This is a genomic window from Streptomyces sp. NPDC041940, from assembly GCF_055589465.1.
Window position 1 is genome coordinate 124,444 of sequence record NZ_JBVJBP010000004.1, and the last position, 17,531, is coordinate 141,974.

Below are 17,531 nucleotides of genomic sequence, written 5' to 3' on the forward strand. Positions count from 1 at the left end.
AGTCCAGTGATCGGAAGTGCGCCCCATGCCGCTGCTGAAGTACGAGCAGATCGCCGACGATCTGCGCACGCGCATCGCCAACGGCGAGTTCGGTGCCGGTGATCTGCTGCCTTCCGGCCGCGACCTCGCCGAACAGTGGGACGTGTCCCGTGCCACCGTCGTCAAGGCGTACGACGTCCTGCGCAACGACGGTCTGGTGGTCGCCCGTCAGGGTTCCGGCTTCACCGTCGTCGAGACTCCCGTCGCGCGGCCCGCCGGCGGCCGCCGCGCGGGATCCAGTCGGGTGTCCGGCGGCGCACCCTACCGGCGCCTCGGTGTGCCGGACCGTGCCGCGCCTCCCGCACATGTGGCGGACGCCTTGGGACTGCGGCCGGGCGAGACGGCGCTGCGACGCGTCCGGCTGGTACTGCTGGACGACGGTTCCCCGCACAGCCTGGTGACGGCCTGGTTCCCGCCGTCGGTGGCGGACGCCGCGCCTCGGCTGGCACTGAAGGGGCCGATCACCGAGGGAACCACGCACTACGTGAGGCGCGAGACGGGCCGCTCACCGGTTGAGGGCACGGACAGCACGACGGTACGGCTCGCCACGGACGACGAGGCCGAGCTGCTGGCGGTGGAGCGGCCGACGGCGGTGGCGGTCGTACTGCATACGGCGTTCGACGACGATCGCCGGCCGCTGGTGTGCGAAGAAGGCGTCACGGCTTCGCACGTGTTCGAGCAGGTCGACAACTACCCGATGGCGTAAGCGAACTGACGACGGACACGAACTGACATTCTGCTTGACTGGACCGGTCCACCGGTCCAGTCTCTTCGTAGTGACGCGAGATCGCTGCGAAGGAGCATCGACATGCAGAAGGCTGCGATTCCCGGGCCGGTTCCGACCGGTCTGTCCGTCCCACCCACATCCGAGCCGGTCTCGGCATGGTTGGCCTCGGCCCACCCTTCGCCGACCGCGGTGCGTGATGAGTGGGACAGTGCCGCGCAGCTCGCGATGGTCCCCCTCGGTCAGCTCTTCGACGCCGTGCGCATCCCGGAAGGCTTCGTGCACGCCGCCACAGGGAGTGATGAACCGTCCGTCATGGCGGCCCGGTTGAACCGATTCCTCAACGACCCCGTCATCCACGACCCGGGTTTCGGCCGCTACTACGCGCTGGTACCGCCCGGCACGGCAAAGGAGTGGCCGACCCCGCTCGCCGAGTGCTTGACGGAAGGCACCTTCCTTGGTGTGCCCCGCGTCCACCGCACGGAGTTGGCCGAGCCACGGCGGGCCTCGTACTGGTCCGTTCCGATGAGTCGCCCGGGGTGTCTGTGCAAGGCCGCGGATGTCCTGGCGCTCGTGCCGGCGGGCGGCTGCCGGTCCGGTGACGAGGAGGGCGGTTCGTGACCGCGCTCGTCACGGGCATTCCGCTGCCGCCGGACACTGTGGCGATGCGCGCGGCAGCGCATCGCCTCCTGGCCTCCGACGCCGGGACACCCTCGGACGAGGAACTGTCCGCGTTCGTTCACCGGCTGCGCGAGCACATCGAGCTGCTCACGCCCGCGGTCGAGGAACTCACCCGCCCGCTGCCCATGGACGACGTCCGCGCGGCTGCACGATCTACCGCATCGGCGAGGCGCGACTGAGACTCCGCGACCGGGCGCGGCTCAAGCACCGGGACGGCCTCGCCTACGCCCAAGGCCTGGCCCGCTCCCTCCTGTCCTTGTGCAACCACTACGAGGCCCGGAGGGACCGGCGAGTCGTCGTGCACAGGGAAGACCGAGAACTGGCCGCATACGTACGCCTGCTGTACCACCCGCCCCGCTGCCAGGCGTGGCCGCCCCTCGGCTCCCTCGGAATGCCGCGCCGCCGAGCGGCTGTACGAGGAGTGGCGCGAAGCGCGCCGCAGCGGGAGAGCCGTCGGTAAGGCAGCAGTGATCTGCGGATAGGGTCCCCCCGCATGGGAGTTGGCGTAAGCGTGGAGAGCGAGATGGTCGTCGTCCCGGCCGGGGCGGTGACGCTGTCCGACCGGCGGACGCGGCGCGACTGGACAGTTGATGTCGCGGCGTTCCGGATGGGGGCGTTCCCCGTCACCCAGGAGCGGTACGCCCAGGTCACCGGTGAACGGCCGAGTACTGCTCGGGGGGAGCGGCTGCCGGTCGAGGGAGTGTCGTGGTGGGACGCGGTCCGCTTCTGCAACGGCCTGTCCCGTGGTGAGGGGCTGACGCCCGCGTACCGCCTGCGCGGCGAGGACGAGGGCGTCGAGTGGGACGCCTCCGCCGACGGCTACCGGCTGCCGACCGAGGCCGAGTGGGAGTACGCCTGCCGGGCCGGCAGTGCCGGGCCGCGTTACGGCCGACTGGACGAGGTCGCCTGGTATCGGGGGAACTCGGGCGAGCGGATCCACTCCGTGGGTGGCAAGCAGGCCAACGCGTGGGGCCTGTACGACATGCTGGGCAACGTCTGGGACTGGTGCTGGGATCTCTACGACGCCGAGGTCTACGGGACGTACCGGGTGTTGAAGGGCGGCGGCTGGTCGGACGAGCACTGGAGCTGCCGGGTCTCGGTGCGGCGCCGTAGCCATCCGACGTTCAGGATCGACGACGTGGGGTTCCGCGTCGCGCGGTCGGCGGTGGCGTGAGCCGGGGGGATGGGGTCACGCCCAGAGGAGAAGGAGCAAGCGACCATGCAGGCGTCAGAAGCCCGGCGTGCGATGGCCGCGGCCATGTCGATCGCCTCGTCACTCGGCCTGCCGGCCGACGACGTGATCGTCCTTCATGACTCGAACAAACTCACCCTGCGCCTGCTGCCCTGTGACGTCCTGGCCCGGGTGGCACCGGTCGGGGATCAGGTCGCCCAGTTCGAAGTCGAGCTGGCTCAGCGGCTGGCCGACGCCGGGTGCCCGGTGGCCGCTCTCGCGCCGCGGGTGGAGCCACGGCCGTATGAGCGGGACGGCTTCGTCATCACGCTGTGGACCTACTACGAACCCGCGACGCCGGGCGAGGTCTCACCGGCCGACTACGCCCACGCGCTCGCGCGGCTGCATGCAGGCATGCGCGAACTCGACGTCCCGACGCAGCACTTCACGGACCGGGTCGAGCAGGCCCAACGGCTCGTGGCGAACCGCGACCGCACTCCGGACCTCGCCGACGCGGACCGGGAGCTGCTCGGCGACACGTTGCGGCGCATGAGGCGCGTGATCGGCGAGCGCGGCGGCGCCGAGCAGTTGCTGCACGGCGAGCCGCATCCGGGGAATCTGCTCAGCACGGGGAACGGGTTGCTGTTCATCGACCTTGAGACGTGCTGCCGCGGGCCCGTCGAATGGGACCTCGCGCATGCGCCCGAGGAGGTCGGCGAGCATTATCCGGGGGTCGACAAGGAGTTGCTGCGCCAGTGCCGGATCCTCGTGCTGGCCGTGATCACGACGTGGCGCTGGGACCGAGACGACCAGCTCCCGGACGGGCGCCGGCTGGGTGCGGAGTGGCTCGGCCGGATCAGGGCAGCACTCGATCGCAACGGCTTTCACCCTGGCTGACTCTGACGAAGAACCCTCGCCCGTGCCCGAGCCGAGCCCGACCTGTGGCCGGGCCCCGCACTGAAGCGAGCGGCTACAGCTGACCGGGGTGATCGTCGCCGACGATCTGCCAGATGATCCGGATGAGGGTGTAGAGGGCGGGTCCCCAGCGTCGGGCGTGGGTGACGATCTTCTCCCGGCTCCGGCCCTGGCGGGACCGCGGCTGATCGATGCGGTCCTCGGAGCGATCGGAACTGTCGCGGTGCGCTTCGTTGGAGGTCATAGTGCCATTGCTCCGCGTCCGAGTTCGGACGGCCGGGAACCCGGACATCCCGTGCGTCCGTCCCTCCCGCCAAGGGCATCCGGGCCGGGGCCGACGTCCCGGACGGCTCGGACGCGCCCGGACGGGGTATGGAGCATGCCCCAGGGCTGGGCATCAGGCGGGAGGGGGAGGCGCATGCCGCAGGAGGAGCCGATCGATTCGTGGGAGAGGTTCCGCAAGGACCTGGAAGCACTGCACGAGGCCGCGGGCAGGCCGATCTGGACTGCGGTAGCGGAACGGTCCGGAGTGGCACGGTCGACGGCACACGGCTACGTCCGTGCGAGCAAGGGCCGCGTCGGCAACGGGAATTGGGACCAGGTGGAGGCGTTCATCGTCGCGCTGATCGACTACGCGGACGCCCACTCCCGGACCAGCTCTCTCAGCGCCGCGCAGCGGGACTTGCCCCGGTGGGAGCGCCGGTGGACAGCCCTGGACGTGTCACGGCAGAGGCGGGAGCACGAGCCGGCTCCCCCCAAGGTGCAGCCGCGCGGGGTCGGGATGCTGGGCGGGTGGGACGGCGCCGGGACGGTGGTTCTCTCACCGGAGGTGTCAGCCGAGTTCGCGGTCTGGGCCGCAGACCACCCCCACCTCGACAGACTCGCCGACAACGTCACGACAACCGGGGAGCTCGGCTTCCCCCGGGAAGCGTCAGACCTCGCCGAGAAGCTGGTCACGCGCACGACCGCGGCTCTGGGAGAGGGGCATCCGGCGACCCTGGCGGCTCGGCATGCCCACAGCTACTGGGTGGGGCAGGCCGGCGACATCCGCACAGCCCTGGACATGGCCGACACCCTCCAACGGGACTGCCTGCGCTACTTGGGGGCCGACCACGCCCTGACCCTCCTGGCCCGCCTGCGGCACGCGGCCTGGCAGCACCGCAACGGGCGGATGGTGGAGAGCCGACGCGCCTACGCCGCTCTCGCCAGAACGACTCCCCCGCCACCCGACGAACGGTTCCTCATCCTGGCCCGGCTCGGACGCACACAAGCACTCGGCACGTCCGGCCAGCTTGAGGAAGCGCGCGACCAGCTGGAGCAACTCCTCCCCGACATCAGCCACGCCTTCGGCCCTCACCACCTTGTCACCCTGCACGCCCGCATCAGCCACTCCTACCTCACCGGAAGAGCGGGGGATCCGCTCAGGGCGTACGCGCTGCTCACCAAGCTGTCCGAGGACGTGGGAGAGCACTTCGATCGCACCCACCCCGTCGTCCTGGAACTGCGCACCTACACGGTGTTCAGCGGCTGGCGGGTATCACCGCCCGACGAAGGCGTGCGCCAGGCCCGCGACCTCCACAAGGACTGCAGCGACCTCTTGGGCGACGACCACCCGACCACCCTCAAAGCCCGATCCCTGGTGGGCATCGTCCTCTACGACAGGGACGGCACGGAAGCACGCGACGTGATGACCGAAGCGCACAGGGCCCAGCAGCGCGTCCTTGGTACCGAGCATCCCGACACCTTGAACTCCGCCAACAATCTCGCCGTCGTCATCAGCGCCGTAGAGGGCGCGCAAGCGGCCCTCGACCTCTACCGCGCCACCCTGGAGACACAACGACGCGTCCTCGGATCCGACCACCCCGACACCCTCCGCACCGAGAACAATCTCGCCAACGCCATCAGCGACATCGAGGGCTCGGAGGCCGCCCTCGACCTCTACCGCACCACCCTGGAGACACAACGACGCGTCCTCGGATCCGACCACCCCGACACCCTCCGCACCGCAAGCAACCTCGCCAACGCCATCAGCGACATCGAGGGCTCGGAGGCCGCCCTCGACCTCTACCGCACCACCCTGGAGACACAACGACGCGTCCTCGGACCCGACCACCCCGAAACCCTCCACACCGCCGCGAATCTTCGATGGGCTTGCGGTGAGACAGCCGATGAGCCAGAAGGCCTCTAGCCCTCCAGCCCCGTGCTCTCCAGCGCCGCCGTCTTCTCGCGCCCGCGGCGGCCCCGGCCCACCTGCGTGCGCACCGCCCCCATGCTCGCCGCGACGACGAGGGCGATCGCGGCGGCCTCCATGGCGGAGAGGGCCTGGTCGAGGATGAGGAAGCCGGCCGTCGCGGCGATGGCCGGCTCCAGGCTCATCAGGATCGCGAAGGTGGAGGCCGGCAGGCGGCGCAGGGCGAGGAGTTCGAGGGTGTAGGGCAGGACCGAGGAGAGCAGGGCCACCGCCGCGCCCAGCCCCAGCGTCACCGGGTCCAGCAGCTTCGTACCCGACTCGGCGATGCCCAGGGGCAGGAACAGCACCGCGCCGACCACCATCGCCAGGGCCAGCCCGTCCGCCTGCGGGAAGCGGCGGCCCGTACGGGCGCTGAAGACGATGTATGCCGCCCACATGGCGCCGGCGCTCAGGGCGAAGGCCGCTCCGGCGGGGTCGAGGCTGCTGAAGCCTCCGCCGCCGAGGAGGAAGACACCGGCGAGGGCGAGGGCCGCCCAGACGAAGTTGATCGCGCGGCGGGATGCCAGGACCGAGAGGGCGAGCGGGCCGAGGACCTCCAGCGTGACCGCGGGGCCCAGCGGGATGCGGGCGACCGCCTGGTAGAAGAGGCCGTTCATCGCGGCCATGGTGATGCCGAAGACGACGACCGTGCCCCAGTCGGTGCGCGAGTGGCCGCGCAGTCGCGGACGGCAGACCAGCAGCAGGACGACCGCCGCCACGAGCAGGCGCAGCGCCACCACCCCGAGGGCGCCCGCCCTCGGCATCAGGGTCACCGCCAGGGCGCCGCCGAACTGCACGGAGATGCCACCCGCGAGCACCAGACCCACGGGCCCGAGGGATCCGAGACGGCCGGCGCCGCCTGGGCCTCCGGGGCCGCCGGCCGGGGAGGGCGTGGCGGCCGTCGCGGGCTGCGGCGTGGTGGCGTTGGTGGCGCTGGCGGGGGTGGTCACGGGCGGTCCTGTGCTGGTCGGGCTCCGGGTGCGGGCTGTGCGTACACCGGCCTGCACTCCGCGTACATCCCGATGTACTTGCCAGTCCAGAGTAATGGACTCAGTCAGGTGCGTGAAGCCCTTTTGCCTCTGTCTCGGGCTCTGAGACGCCGGCGCCGGGACGTCAGCGCCGGGAGAGGTAGAGGCCGAACGCCTTGTACAGCAGCCGGTTGAGGGGGTACTCCCACTCGCCGAGGTACTCGACGGCCTCGCCGCCGGTGCCCACCTTGAAGCGGAGCAGGCCCAGCAGGTCGCTGGACTCCTCCAGGGTGTCGGTGATGCCGCGCAGGTCGTAGACGGCGGCGCCGAGTGCGTGGGCGTCGGTCATCATGCGCCACTGCACGGCGCTGCTCGGCTGGACCTCGCGCCGGCGGCTGGTGGAGGCGCCGTAGGAGTACCAGACGTGGTCGCCGACGGTCAGCATCGTCGCGGCGGCGAGCACCTCGCCGTCGTGGTAGGCGAGGTAGAGCCGCATACGGTCCGGGTGCTCGGCGGTGAGCGCCCTCCACATGCCCTGGAAGTAGGACAGCGGGCGCGGGACGAACCGATCCCGCTCGGCGGTCTCGCCGTACAGCTCGTGGAAGGCCGGCAGATCCTCGATGTCGCCGCGTACGACCTTCACGCCGGCCTTCTCGGCCTTCTTGATGTTGCGCCGCCACTGCTGGTTCAGGCCGCTGTGGATGTCGTCCAGTGACCGGCCGGCGAACGGCACCTGGAAGACGTACCGGGGCTGCCCCGCGGCGAAGCCGCCCTCGCCGCCGGCCTCGGTCTGCCGCCAGCCCATGCGGCGCAGATCGCCCGCGATCCGGCCGGCCCGCGGGTCGTACGACGTCGCCCGCACGTCGTTCAGCCGCCCGGCGGCCGGGTCCGCGATGCCCGCCTTGACCGCCTCGGCGCTCCAGCGGCGCACCGCGACCGGCGGGCCCATCCGCACCGCGAAGGCGCCCCGCCGTCCCAGGTGCGCGAGCATCGGCTCCAGCAGCCGTTCCAGACCGGGCTCGTGCCAGTCGACGAGCGGGCCCTCGGGCAGATACGCGAGGTATCTCCGCAGCCCGGGCAGTCGCGGTCCCGGCAGCGGGCGCAGCAGTACGAGCCCCGCGCCGACGAGCCGCCCGACCGCGTCGAACCAACCCAGGCTCTCCGCCCGCCAGTCGGGCTTCACCTCGCCCCAGGACGGGACCTGGGTGTGGCTGGCGGAGGGGCGGGCCGCGACGAACGCGAGGTGTTCGTCGCGGGTGATCGGTCTGACGCGGATGCTCATACGCGGGCTCCTTCGAGTGGCTGACCACGCGAGCCTAGGAGCGGGCCCGGCCCTCCTCCGGCTCAGACACTCGGGTCCGTCCGTCGCGTGGCCCGAACGCCTCAAGCAACCCCCGCCAACGCCTCAAGCAACCCCCGCTTCACCCCTCGTCCTCCGGTTCGAACCCTCCCCCGGCGGCATCGTCGCCCGCCCCGTCCAAGGCCGCCGCCAGGACCTCCGCCAGATGCCTCCCCCGCACCCCCGCCAGCTGTTCCAGCTGTGTGCGGCAGGAGAAGCCGTCCGCCAGGACCACCGTGCCGTCCGGGGCGTTCCGTACCGACGGCAGGAGGTGTTCCTCCGCGCAGGACGTGGACACCTCGTAGTGGCCCTTCTCGAAGCCGAAGTTGCCCGCGAGGCCGCAGCAGCCGCCGCTCAGTTCGCCGGAGAGCCCGGCCGCCGCACGCAGCCGGCGGTCGGCGGCGTCGCCCAGCACCGCGTGCTGGTGGCAGTGGGTCTGGCCGGCCACCGGGCGGTCCACGCGCGGCGGCGTCCAGTGGGGGGCATGGCGTTCCAGGGTCTCCGCGAAGGTGAGGACCTTGGCGGCGAGGCGGGCCGCGCGCGGGTCGTCGTGCAGCAGCTCGGGGACGTCGGTGCGCAGGGCCGCGGCGCAGCTCGGCTCCAGGACCACGACCGGGGCGTCGGTCTCCAGCACGGGTTCCATCAGGTCGAGCGTGCGGCGCATGACCGCCCGGGCGCGGTCCAGCTGGCCCGTCGACATATACGTCAGCCCGCAGCAGACCCGGCCCCGGCCGCGCAGCACCGACAGCGGATCCATCGCGACCGTCCGCCCGTCACCCACCGGCGATGTCACCAGCCGCAGCGTCGGCGGCAGCCCCACCCGCAGCCCGGCCGCCTCCAGCACCCGCACGGCGGCCTGCCCGACGGAGGGCGAGAGGTGCTCGGTGAAGGTGTCGGGCCACAGGATGACCAGGGTGCCCGAACCGACGGCCGCCTCGCCCCGCCGCCGCTCCCACCACCGGGTGAACGTCCGCCTCGCCACCCGCGGAATCTCCCGTTCGGGTGCGATCCCGCCCAGCCGTTTCGCCGCCCATGCGAGGGGCCGTACCGCGGAGAGCGCGTTGACCAGCCACGCCGTGCGCGTACGGGACACGGCCCGGAGCCACACCGGAAGCCGCCCCATCGAGTAGTGCGCGGCCGGTCGGCGTCGCCCCGCGTAGTGGTGGTGGAGGAACTCCGCCTTGTACGTGGCCATGTCGACCTCGACCGGGCAGTCCGAGCGGCAGCCCTTGCAGGACAGGCACAGGTCCAGCGCGTCCCGTACCTCGGTCGAGCGCCAGCCGTCCGTCACGACCTCGCCCGCGAGCATCTCGTGCAGCAGCCGGGCCCGCCCGCGTGTGGAGTGCTCCTCCGCGCCGGTCGCCCGGAAGGACGGGCACATCACGGAGGAGCCGGACACCGACGTCGTACGGCACTTGGCGACGCCGACGCAGCGCCGTACCGCCGCCGAGAAGTCGCCGCGGTCCAAGGGGTAGCCGAAGGCGACGTCGACCGGTTCGCGGGGCAGGACGGAGAAGCGGAGGTTGGAGTCGAGGGGTGCGGGGCGTACGAGCATGCCGGGGTTGAGCAGGTCGTCGGGGTCCCATACGCCCTTCGCCCGCTCGAAGAGGTCCACCATCTCCTGGCCGTACATCCTCGGCAGCAGCTCCGCCCGCGCCTGCCCGTCCCCGTGCTCCCCGGACAGCGACCCGCCGTGCGCCACCACCAGCTCCGCGAGCTCCTCCGAGAAGCGGCGGAAACGGGCGACTCCGGGCTCGGTCAGCAGGTCGAAGTCGATCCGGACGTGGATGCAGCCGTCCCCGAAGTGCCCGTACGGCGTGCCGCGCAGCCCGTGTTCGGTGAGCAGCCCCCGGAAGTCCCGCAGATACGCCCCGAGCCGGGCGGGCGGCACCGCGCAGTCCTCCCACCCCGGCCACGCCTCCGACCCGTCCGGCATCCGGGTCGCCGTGCCGCTCGCGTCCTCCCGGATCCGCCACAGCGCACGCTGCCCCGCCGGGTCGGTGACCACCAGGGCGTCCACGACATCGGCCGCCCGCACGATCGCCTCGGCACGCGCGCGTGCCTCAGCCGCCGACTCTCCGCCGGTCTCCACGAAGAGCCAGGCCGCGCCCTTGGGCAGGGCCGCCGCGGACGGCACCAGGTCCGCCGACATGCCCTCCACCGTCAGCGGCCTCAATGGCAGCAGCCCGGCGGCGGCCTCCGCGGCCGCGCTCTCGTCGGCGTAGCCCAGCACGGCCAGCGCACGCGCGCGGGGCGCCTCGACCAGTCGTACGACCGCCTCCGTCAGCACGCCCAGGGTGCCCTCGGAGCCGCAGAAGGAGCGGGCCACGTCGGCGCCGTGCTCGGGCAGCAGGGCGTCCAGCGCGTATCCGGAGATACGGCGGGGCAGCTCCGGGAAGCCCGTGCGCAACCGGGCGAGGTCGCCGTCCACCAGGGCCCGCAGCCCGTCGGGCGCCCCGGACCAGTCCTGCCCGAGTCGCAGCCGCTCCCCGCGCGCGGTGACCACGTCCAGTTCGCGCACGCTGTCCGCGGTGGTCCCCCACGCCACCGAGTGGGAGCCGCACGAGTTGTTGCCGATCATGCCGCCGAGCGTGCACCGGCTGTGCGTGGACGGATCCGGGCCGAACCGCAGACCGTGCGGTGCGCCGGCCTCCTGGAGCCGGTCGAGCACCAGCCCCGGCTGCACGACGGCCGTCCGCGCCTCGGGATCCAGCGACACCAGCCGGTTCATGTGCCGGGTGAAATCCAGCACCACGCCCGTTCCCGTCGCCTGCCCGGCGATGGACGTTCCCCCGCCCCGCGCCACCACCGGCACGCCGTGGGCCCGGCACACCTCCAGCACGGCCGCCACGTCATCGGTGTCGCGTGGGGCGACGACGCCCAGCGGGACGCGGCGGTAGTTGGAGGCGTCCATGGTGACCAGCGCCCTGGAGGTGACGTCGAAACGGACGTCACCCCCGACGGCCCCGCGCAGCTCGACCTCAAGATCCGTCATACGTCCAGCAAAGCAGTCTCACGCCGAGACGAACCCCGTCTCACCCGACGGACCACGTTTCGCCCAGGTTTCCTCACCGGCTAACCTCCAGAGCGTGGCTGAGATCCAGATTCCCGCTGACATCAAGCCCGCCGACGGACGTTTCGGCGCGGGCCCCTCCAAGGTGCGGACGGAAGCGCTGGACGCGCTGGCCGCGACCGGTACCTCCCTCCTCGGCACCTCCCACCGGCAGGCCCCGGTCAAGAACCTGGTCGGCAAGGTGCGCGAGGGCGTCCGTGAGCTGTTCCAGCTCCCCGACGGCTACGAGGTGGTGCTCGGCAACGGCGGCTCCACCGCGTTCTGGGACATCGCGACGCACGGCCTGATCGAGAACAAGTCGCAGCACCTCACCTTCGGCGAGTTCTCCTCCAAGTTCGCCAAGGCGTCCAAGCTCGCGCCGTGGCTCGCCGAGCCGGACGTCATCACCTCGGACCCCGGCACCCACCCGGAGCCGGAGGCCGCGGCGGGCGTCGACGTGTACGCGTTCACGCACAACGAGACCTCCACGGGTGTCGCCGCCCCGATCAAGCGGGTGGAGGGCGCCGACGAGGGTTCCCTCGTCCTGGTCGACGCCACCTCCGGCGCCGGCGGCCTGCCCGTCGACATCGCCGAGACGGACGTCTACTACTTCGCCCCGCAGAAGTCCTTCGCCTCCGACGGCGGCCTGTGGATCGGTGTCTTCTCCCCGGCGGCGATCGAGCGCGCCGAGCGTATCCACGCCTCCGGCCGGCACGTCCCGGAGTTCTTCTCGCTGCCCACGGCGATCGACAACTCCCGCAAGAACCAGACGTACAACACCCCGGCCCTCGCCACGCTGTTCCTCCTCAACGACCAGCTGGAGTGGATCAACGGCCAGGGCGGCCTGGACTGGTCGGTGCGCCGCACGGCCACGTCCGCGCGCACGCTGTACGGCTGGGCCGAGGACGTCAAGTACGCGAACCCGTTCGTCACCGACCCGGCCAAGCGCTCCCAGGTCATCGGCACGATCGACTTCACCGACGACGTCGACGCCGCCGCCGTCGCCAAGGTCCTGCGCGCCAACGGCATCGTCGACACCGAGCCCTACCGCAAGCTCGGCCGCAACCAGCTGCGCGTCGCGATGTTCCCGGCGATCGACCCGGCGGACGTCGAGGCCCTCACGAAGTGCGTCGACTACGTGATCGAGAAGCTCTGACCTTCTCCCGTACGTGACTTCCCGTACGTGACTGAGGGCGCCCCGCGGAGTTCCGCGAGGCGCCCTCACTCGTGCTCGGGCAGGCTCGCTCAGCCGCCGTAGCCCAGGATCGCGCTCAGGGTCTTGCCCGCCGTCGAGACGGCCGACTCGGCCTTGCTCGGGGTCTTCGCCGCAGCGGACTGCGGCTTCGGGTCGGCCAGCTTCTTGCAGACGGCGTCGGCCGTGCCGCTGCCGTGCGGCACCTTGCCGTTGGTGAGGTAGGTCGCCAGGTGCTTGTCGAGGCAGGCGTTGCCGCCCAGCGAGATGCCGTGGTTGCCGCCGCCCTGCTCGACGACCAGGCTGGAGCCCTTCAGCAGACGGTGCATGGTGACGCCGCCCTGGTACGGGGTGGCCGCGTCGTCCGTCGCCTGGAACAGCAGGACCGGCGGGAGCTTGGAGTTGGCGACGTTCACCGGCTTCAGCGTCTTCGTCGGCCAGAACGCGCACGGTGCGTTGTACCAGGCGTTGTTCCAGGCCATGAACGGGGCCTTCTCGTACACGGCCCAGTTGTCCTTGCGCCACTGCTTCCAGTCGCGCGGCCAGGAGGCGTCACGGCACTGCACGGAGGTGTAGACGCTGTAGCCGTTGTCGCCGGAGGCGTCGATGGCCGCGATGTCGTCGTACGCCTTGACCAGCGCGGCGGTGTCCTTCTTGTTGACGTAGGCCGCGAACGTCTGGGCCAGGGTGGGCCAGTAGGCGTTGTTGTAGCCGCCGGGTATGAAGATGTCCTCCAGTTCGGAGGCGCCCACCTTGCCGCCGGCCGGCTTCTTGGCGAGGGCCGCCCGCATGGCGTACCACTTGGCCTCGATCTTCTTCGGATCGGTGCCGAGCTTGTACGTGGAGTCGTACTTGGCTATCCAGGCCATCAGCGCCTTGTGGCGCTTGTCGAAGGCGTAGTCCTGCTTGATGTTGGCGTCGTACCAGACCCCGGTCGGGTCGACGATGGAGTCCAGCACCAGGCGCCGCACCCGCTCGGGGTACAGCTTGGCGTAGACCGCGCCGAGGTAGGTGCCGTACGAGTAGCCGAAGTAGTTGATCTTCTTCGCGCCGAGGGCCTTGCGGATGGAGTCCATGTCCTTCACGGCGCTGACCGTGTTGATGTACGGCAGGACGTCCTTGTACTTGGTGCCGCAGGCCTGGGCGAACGCCTTGGCGCGGGCGAGGTTGGCCTTCTCGATCGCGGGCGTGCTGGGCACGGAGTCGGGGCGCACCGGGTCGAAGTGGCCCGGCTTGCAGTCCAGGGCGGGCTTGCTCTCGCCCACGCCGCGGGGGTCGAAGCCGATGACGTCGTACTGGGCCGCGACCTCCTTGGGCAGGGAGGAGGCGACGAAACCGGCCAGCGACAGACCGCTGCCGCCGGGGCCGCCGGGGTTGACCAGCAGCGGGCCCTGGTACGTCGAGGCGGTGTGCGGCACGCGGGAGAGCGCCAGCGTGATCTGCTTCCCCTGCGGCTTCGCGTAGTCGAGCGGCACCTTCACCGACGCGCACTGCATCGTCGGGGAGTCGTCCGTGGCGCACTTCTTCCAAGTGACCTTCGCGGCCTGGGCGGTGGTCGCGGAGTGCGGCGCCTCGGCGCTGGCGGGAGCGGCGGTGAGGGTCCCGGCCAGGACGACGGTCGCACCGCACAGTACGGCTGCGCTTCTTCTCATGGAGTTCTCTCAGAACGGTGAGGGGGGTCAGGCCCGCGTCAACACGGGCCGTGCCGCATCGTTTCGGAAGAGCACGCCATGCACATACATATTCGACCGAGACTTGACCGAATCGAGTCATTCCCTGCGCTCAAAGCGCCTTAAAAGAGGGGTGTTTGGGCCATCAGCACCCAAACACCCCTCTCGCCGCGCGGGTCAGGACTTACAAGGAGCAGGTCAGGAGGAGGTCAGGAGCCGGGAAGGGAGCGAAGGAAACCAGGGGCCTCCTCCTGCTTCTCCTTCGCTTCGCCGCCGTCGCCGTCGCCATCGCCTTCGCACCGGGTCTCCGTCGTATTGTTCTGGGGCCCGAACAGGACGGACCAGACGATGTTCTCGAGCCCCTGCTTCTGGGTGTTGGACGTCTTGCACGAGTAACTCTGGTTCTTGCCGCCGTCAGACGGCGCAGCGCTCTGGGCCGCGACGGGCGCGGCGGAAGTCAGGGCCGCCGCGAGGATGATGACGGCCGCACCAGCCGAGTGCGCCAGGGATCGCGGCATACGGTACAAACGCTGATTTTTCATGATCACACCTTGAGCGGAAAAGTGCCCAGGAGGAAGGCTGACGGCCCCTCGGCCGGGCAACTGAACCCGAACGGCCGCCCGCACCGCACGCCGCCACCGCACGCCGCCACCGCGACCGCTCACGTCCGGCGGGTCGAGGGCTGCGGAGGCAGCATCACGTCTCCGCTGCGCTTGAGCCGCTGCCAGGGCAGCCGGTAGCCGTTGATCGCGGTCAGGCAGGCCTGGGTGAGGACGAGATACATCACCTGGCGGTAGACGACCTGTTGGAGAGGGAGCGCCCACAGCGGCCGGAGCCGCTCGCCGTCGAGGTGGAAGGCGTACGCGGCACAGACCGCCTGCACCGCCAGCACACCGCACCACGCGAGCACGGTGGTGAGCGGGTTCCCGAACACCAGGCCGTAGAGGGCCAGGATGTCGATCAGCGGGGCGAGCAGCGGGGTGAGGATCTGGAAGACGGCCAGCAGGGGCAGACCGAGGCGGCCGAACCGGCCGGCGGGGCCGCGCTCGATCAGCGCGTGCCGGTGCTTCCACGCGGCCTGCATCGTGCCGTAGCTCCACCGGTAGCGCTGGCGCCACAGCTCCCGCAGCGAGGACGGTGCCTCGGTCCAGGCCAGCGCGTCCGGCACGTAGCCGATCTCCCACCCGGCCCGGTGCAGGGCCATGGTGAGGTCGGTGTCCTCGGCGAGGGTGTCCGCGCTCACCATCCCGGCGTCCCGCAGGGCCTCTGCGCGAAAGGCCCCGACGGCACCGGGGATGGTGGGCATGCAGTGCAGCAGGTCGTACATGCGGCGGTCGAGGTTGAAGCCCATGACGTACTCGATGTGCTGCCACCGGCCGAGCAGTCGCCGCCGGTTGCCGACCTTGGCGTTGCCCGCGACGGCGCCGACGCGGGGGTCGGCGAAGGGCTGGACGAGGCGGCCGACGGTCGAGGGGGCGAAGACGGTGTCGGCGTCCAGCATGACGACGAGGTCGTGGGAGGCCCGCAGGACACCGGTGTTGAGGGCGGCGGGTTTGCCGCTGTTGGGCTGCCGGACGACGGTGACGTTCTTCAGGGCGAGTGACTCCGCGAGGTCGGCGGTGCCGTCGCGGGAACCGTCGTCCACGACGATGATCTCCACGGGATGCTCGCTCGCGGCGAGGGAGCGGAGCGTCTTGGGGATACACGGCTTCTCGTTGTAGGCGGGGATGACGACGCTGACGGGCCGGGTGACGGCCCCGCGCCCGCCGGTGTCGGAGCGCCCGCGGCGAGCGTGCTGACGGGCGTGGTGACGGGCCAGGACGAGCAGCAGCACACACCGGGCGAGGACGAGCGAACCGACCACCAGCAGCAGCGCGCTGACGGCCGTGACCGCTGTCGCCGACACGGCGACGGCGGCCACGAAGATCCGGCCGCTCCACCGGTCGGCCGTGCCGACGGGGCTGCTGAGGGTGTCGGTGCCGACCAGCTCGGCGAGCGTGGTGAAGCGGTAGCCCTGGGCCTGCAGCCGGGGGATCAGGGTCTTGAGGGCCTCGACCGTCTGCGCTCTGTCCCCTCCCGCGTCGTGCAGGAGGACCACGGCACCCCTGCCCCCGGTCGGGATGGCCGCGTCGGCGATCTCCCGGGCACCCGGCCGCCGCCAGTCGTTGGTGTCCTGGTCGATGAACGCCAGGACGTAGCCCTTCTCCCCCAGGCGCCGGGCCAGGGACCACTCCGGGGTGTCGAGGGCCGAGGGCGTCGAGGAGTAGGGCATCCGCATCAGCGAGGTGTGGATGCCCGCGGCCCCGGCGAGGGCGAGTTGGGTCAGCGACAGCTCACGGTCGATGTCGCTCGCGGACCGGGTGGTCAGGTCCGGGTGGGAGAAGGTGTGCACGCCGATCTCGTGGCCGGAGCGCACCACGCGGCGCAGCACGTCCGGGTACCGGGCGGTCTGCTGCCCGGTGACGAAGAAGGTGCCGGGCGTGCCGTAGCGGTCGAGAACGGCCTGGATGCGGGGTGTCCAGGTGGGGTCGGGGCCGTCGTCGAAGGTCAGGACGACGGTCTTGTCCGGCGTGCGATAGGTGCGCAGACGATCGTTGGTGGTGTCGACGACCGGGCCGCCGTCGGCGATCGAGCGGGGGACGCCGGCCGCCGATCGTCCGCCGCGCCCTTCCTGGTCGCCGGCGAAGCCGCGGGTGGTGTAGCCCTCGACCAGGAGGACCGAGGCGACGAAGGCCAGCAGGATCAGGGGGACGACGATGCGGAAGCGATGCCGCGGTGCCAGGGGCGCTCGGGTCCGGCGCGGACCGGACGGCCTCGATGAGCGGTCGGGTGACCGGTCGGGGCGCCGCCGCATCAGGGAGCCTCGGCCACCGAGGGGTCGGCGGGCGGGGGCGGCTCGGCGGCATCGGGCGGTGCCGAGGGGCTGGTCGCCGGCCCTGTGGGCTCAGGTGCCGGTGGGGCGGGTGTGGTGGGCGGAGCGGGTGTGGGCGGGTCCGGGGGCGAGGGCGTTGTGGTGCCCGTGCCCGGCTCGGGGGCGGGAGCGGCGGGGTCGTCGGGGTCGGCGGGCTGCTCCGGCGGGGGAGGCTCCTGTGCCGGTGGTGTCTGTGGTTCCGGTGCGTCGGAAGGTGCCGGTGCGCCGGGCGGTGGGCTCCCTGGGACCAGGGGCGGTTCGAGGGAAGGGCCGGGCCCGGTGAGCCCCGGGACGAGCAGGGCGCTGGGGCCGGCCGCGTCCGAGGCGTCGCCGGGCGGTGCCAGGGGCGTCCCGCCCGGGGCCTGGGCCCTCGGCGCGGCGGGCGCCGCCACGTCACCGGGGAGCAGCGCGCCCGGCGCGAAGGGCGTCGCCCCCATCAGGCTCAGCCCCAGCACCGCCATGTAGGCCGCCGCACAGCCGGCCAGTCCGTAGCCGGCCCGCCGGAGATTGCGCGCACGCCGGCCGGAGGAGTCGACGAACACCGGAAGGCGCGGATCGCTCGACGGTTCCTGCCCTGTTTGCTCCCTCTTGGCACGGTACGGCGCCATAAATGTCAGCGTACGCCGCCCCGGAGCCGTC

At 71.6% G+C, this 17,531-nt stretch carries 15 protein-coding genes; 7 read left to right on the forward strand and 8 right to left on the reverse strand.

From position 1 onward, the window contains the following. The first annotated feature begins 25 nt into the window (after positions 1–25). From ACZ6I3_RS09875 to ACZ6I3_RS09895, 5 genes are all read left to right on the forward strand, one after another. Positions 26–745: a GntR family transcriptional regulator gene (locus tag ACZ6I3_RS09875; RefSeq protein ID WP_469413322.1), complete on the forward strand. Its 720-nt coding sequence runs from the start codon at positions 26–28 to the stop codon at positions 743–745. 210 nt (positions 746–955) lie between these two features. Next, positions 956–1,384: a hypothetical protein gene (locus tag ACZ6I3_RS09880; RefSeq protein ID WP_469413324.1), complete on the forward strand. Its 429-nt coding sequence runs from the start codon at positions 956–958 to the stop codon at positions 1,382–1,384. Further along, the gene (locus ACZ6I3_RS09885; protein WP_469413326.1) at positions 1,381–1,623 is read left to right on the forward strand and encodes a DUF6415 family natural product biosynthesis protein; all 243 of its coding nucleotides are present in this window, start codon (positions 1,381–1,383) and stop codon (positions 1,621–1,623) included. The genes ACZ6I3_RS09880 and ACZ6I3_RS09885 overlap by 4 nt, the downstream gene beginning before the upstream one ends. Before the next feature lie 314 nt (positions 1,624–1,937). Next, on the forward strand, positions 1,938–2,618 hold the full coding sequence (locus ACZ6I3_RS09890; protein ID WP_469413328.1) for a formylglycine-generating enzyme family protein: 681 nt from the start codon (positions 1,938–1,940) through the stop codon (positions 2,616–2,618). Between the two features lie 45 nt (positions 2,619–2,663). Beyond that, positions 2,664–3,512, forward strand: a complete 849-nt coding sequence (locus ACZ6I3_RS09895) for a phosphotransferase enzyme family protein (protein WP_469413329.1) — start codon at positions 2,664–2,666, stop codon at positions 3,510–3,512. 73 nt (positions 3,513–3,585) lie between these two features. Here ACZ6I3_RS09895 and ACZ6I3_RS09900 read toward each other — a convergent pair whose 3' ends face one another. Further along, a complete protein-coding gene (locus ACZ6I3_RS09900; protein ID WP_469413331.1) occupies positions 3,586–3,774 on the reverse strand; it encodes a hypothetical protein in 189 nt (62 codons plus the stop codon). 174 nt (positions 3,775–3,948) lie between these two features. Here ACZ6I3_RS09900 and ACZ6I3_RS09905 point away from each other — a divergent pair, with 174 nt between their 5' ends. Beyond that, positions 3,949–5,718, forward strand: coding sequence for a tetratricopeptide repeat protein (locus ACZ6I3_RS09905; protein ID WP_469413333.1), 1,770 nt, complete (start codon positions 3,949–3,951; stop codon positions 5,716–5,718). On the opposite strand, the gene ACZ6I3_RS09910 is transcribed toward ACZ6I3_RS09905, so the two are convergent. From ACZ6I3_RS09910 to ACZ6I3_RS09920, 3 genes are all read right to left on the reverse strand, one after another. Beyond that, the gene (locus ACZ6I3_RS09910) at positions 5,715–6,710 is read right to left on the reverse strand and encodes an EamA family transporter (protein ID WP_469413334.1); all 996 of its coding nucleotides are present in this window, start codon (positions 6,708–6,710) and stop codon (positions 5,715–5,717) included. The two genes, ACZ6I3_RS09905 and ACZ6I3_RS09910, sit on opposite strands and share 4 nt — an antisense overlap. Before the next feature lie 163 nt (positions 6,711–6,873). Then, entirely contained in the window at positions 6,874–8,010 is a 1,137-nt protein-coding gene (locus ACZ6I3_RS09915; RefSeq protein ID WP_469413335.1) for a lipid II:glycine glycyltransferase FemX, read from the reverse strand. 139 nt (positions 8,011–8,149) lie between these two features. Continuing rightward, positions 8,150–11,062 (reverse strand): FAD-binding and (Fe-S)-binding domain-containing protein, encoded by a 2,913-nt coding sequence (locus tag ACZ6I3_RS09920; protein WP_469413337.1) that lies wholly within the window; start codon positions 11,060–11,062, stop codon positions 8,150–8,152. Between the two features lie 94 nt (positions 11,063–11,156). Here ACZ6I3_RS09920 and serC point away from each other — a divergent pair, with 94 nt between their 5' ends. Then, a complete protein-coding gene (gene serC, locus ACZ6I3_RS09925) occupies positions 11,157–12,275 on the forward strand; it encodes a phosphoserine transaminase (RefSeq protein ID WP_469413339.1) in 1,119 nt (372 codons plus the stop codon). A gap of 89 nt (positions 12,276–12,364) precedes the next feature. On the opposite strand, the gene ACZ6I3_RS09930 is transcribed toward serC, so the two are convergent. The 4 genes from ACZ6I3_RS09930 to ACZ6I3_RS09945 all read right to left on the reverse strand — a co-directional run bounded on the left by ACZ6I3_RS09930 (position 12,365) and on the right by ACZ6I3_RS09945 (position 17,500). Beyond that, positions 12,365–13,963 (reverse strand): alpha/beta hydrolase, encoded by a 1,599-nt coding sequence (locus ACZ6I3_RS09930; protein ID WP_469413340.1) that lies wholly within the window; start codon positions 13,961–13,963, stop codon positions 12,365–12,367. A gap of 227 nt (positions 13,964–14,190) precedes the next feature. Further along, the gene (locus tag ACZ6I3_RS09935; RefSeq protein ID WP_469413341.1) at positions 14,191–14,523 is read right to left on the reverse strand and encodes a hypothetical protein; all 333 of its coding nucleotides are present in this window, start codon (positions 14,521–14,523) and stop codon (positions 14,191–14,193) included. Between the two features lie 119 nt (positions 14,524–14,642). Next, a complete protein-coding gene (locus tag ACZ6I3_RS09940; RefSeq protein ID WP_469413343.1) occupies positions 14,643–16,835 on the reverse strand; it encodes a bifunctional polysaccharide deacetylase/glycosyltransferase family 2 protein in 2,193 nt (730 codons plus the stop codon). Next, positions 16,835–17,500, reverse strand: coding sequence for a hypothetical protein (locus tag ACZ6I3_RS09945; protein WP_469413345.1), 666 nt, complete (start codon positions 17,498–17,500; stop codon positions 16,835–16,837). Before ACZ6I3_RS09945 ends, ACZ6I3_RS09940 begins: the two co-directional genes overlap by 1 nt. Positions 17,501–17,531 lie beyond the last annotated feature (31 nt).

Excerpts from the sequence above, each read along its gene's own strand:
- ACZ6I3_RS09875 (WP_469413322.1), top strand. The coding sequence starts at position 26 with ATGCCGCTGCTGAAGTACGAGCAGATCGCCGACGATCTGCGCACGCGC.
- ACZ6I3_RS09890 (WP_469413328.1), top strand. The coding sequence starts at position 1,938 with ATGGGAGTTGGCGTAAGCGTGGAGAGCGAGATGGTCGTCGTCCCGGCC.
- ACZ6I3_RS09895 (WP_469413329.1), top strand. The coding sequence starts at position 2,664 with ATGCAGGCGTCAGAAGCCCGGCGTGCGATGGCCGCGGCCATGTCGATC.
- ACZ6I3_RS09900 (WP_469413331.1), bottom strand. The coding sequence starts at position 3,774 with ATGACCTCCAACGAAGCGCACCGCGACAGTTCCGATCGCTCCGAGGAC.
- ACZ6I3_RS09905 (WP_469413333.1), top strand. The coding sequence starts at position 3,949 with ATGCCGCAGGAGGAGCCGATCGATTCGTGGGAGAGGTTCCGCAAGGAC.
- ACZ6I3_RS09915 (WP_469413335.1), bottom strand. The coding sequence starts at position 8,010 with ATGAGCATCCGCGTCAGACCGATCACCCGCGACGAACACCTCGCGTTC.
- ACZ6I3_RS09920 (WP_469413337.1), bottom strand. The coding sequence starts at position 11,062 with ATGACGGATCTTGAGGTCGAGCTGCGCGGGGCCGTCGGGGGTGACGTC.
- ACZ6I3_RS09930 (WP_469413340.1), bottom strand. The coding sequence starts at position 13,963 with ATGAGAAGAAGCGCAGCCGTACTGTGCGGTGCGACCGTCGTCCTGGCC.
- ACZ6I3_RS09935 (WP_469413341.1), bottom strand. The coding sequence starts at position 14,523 with ATGAAAAATCAGCGTTTGTACCGTATGCCGCGATCCCTGGCGCACTCG.
- ACZ6I3_RS09940 (WP_469413343.1), bottom strand. The coding sequence starts at position 16,835 with ATGCGGCGGCGCCCCGACCGGTCACCCGACCGCTCATCGAGGCCGTCC.
- ACZ6I3_RS09945 (WP_469413345.1), bottom strand. The coding sequence starts at position 17,500 with ATGGCGCCGTACCGTGCCAAGAGGGAGCAAACAGGGCAGGAACCGTCG.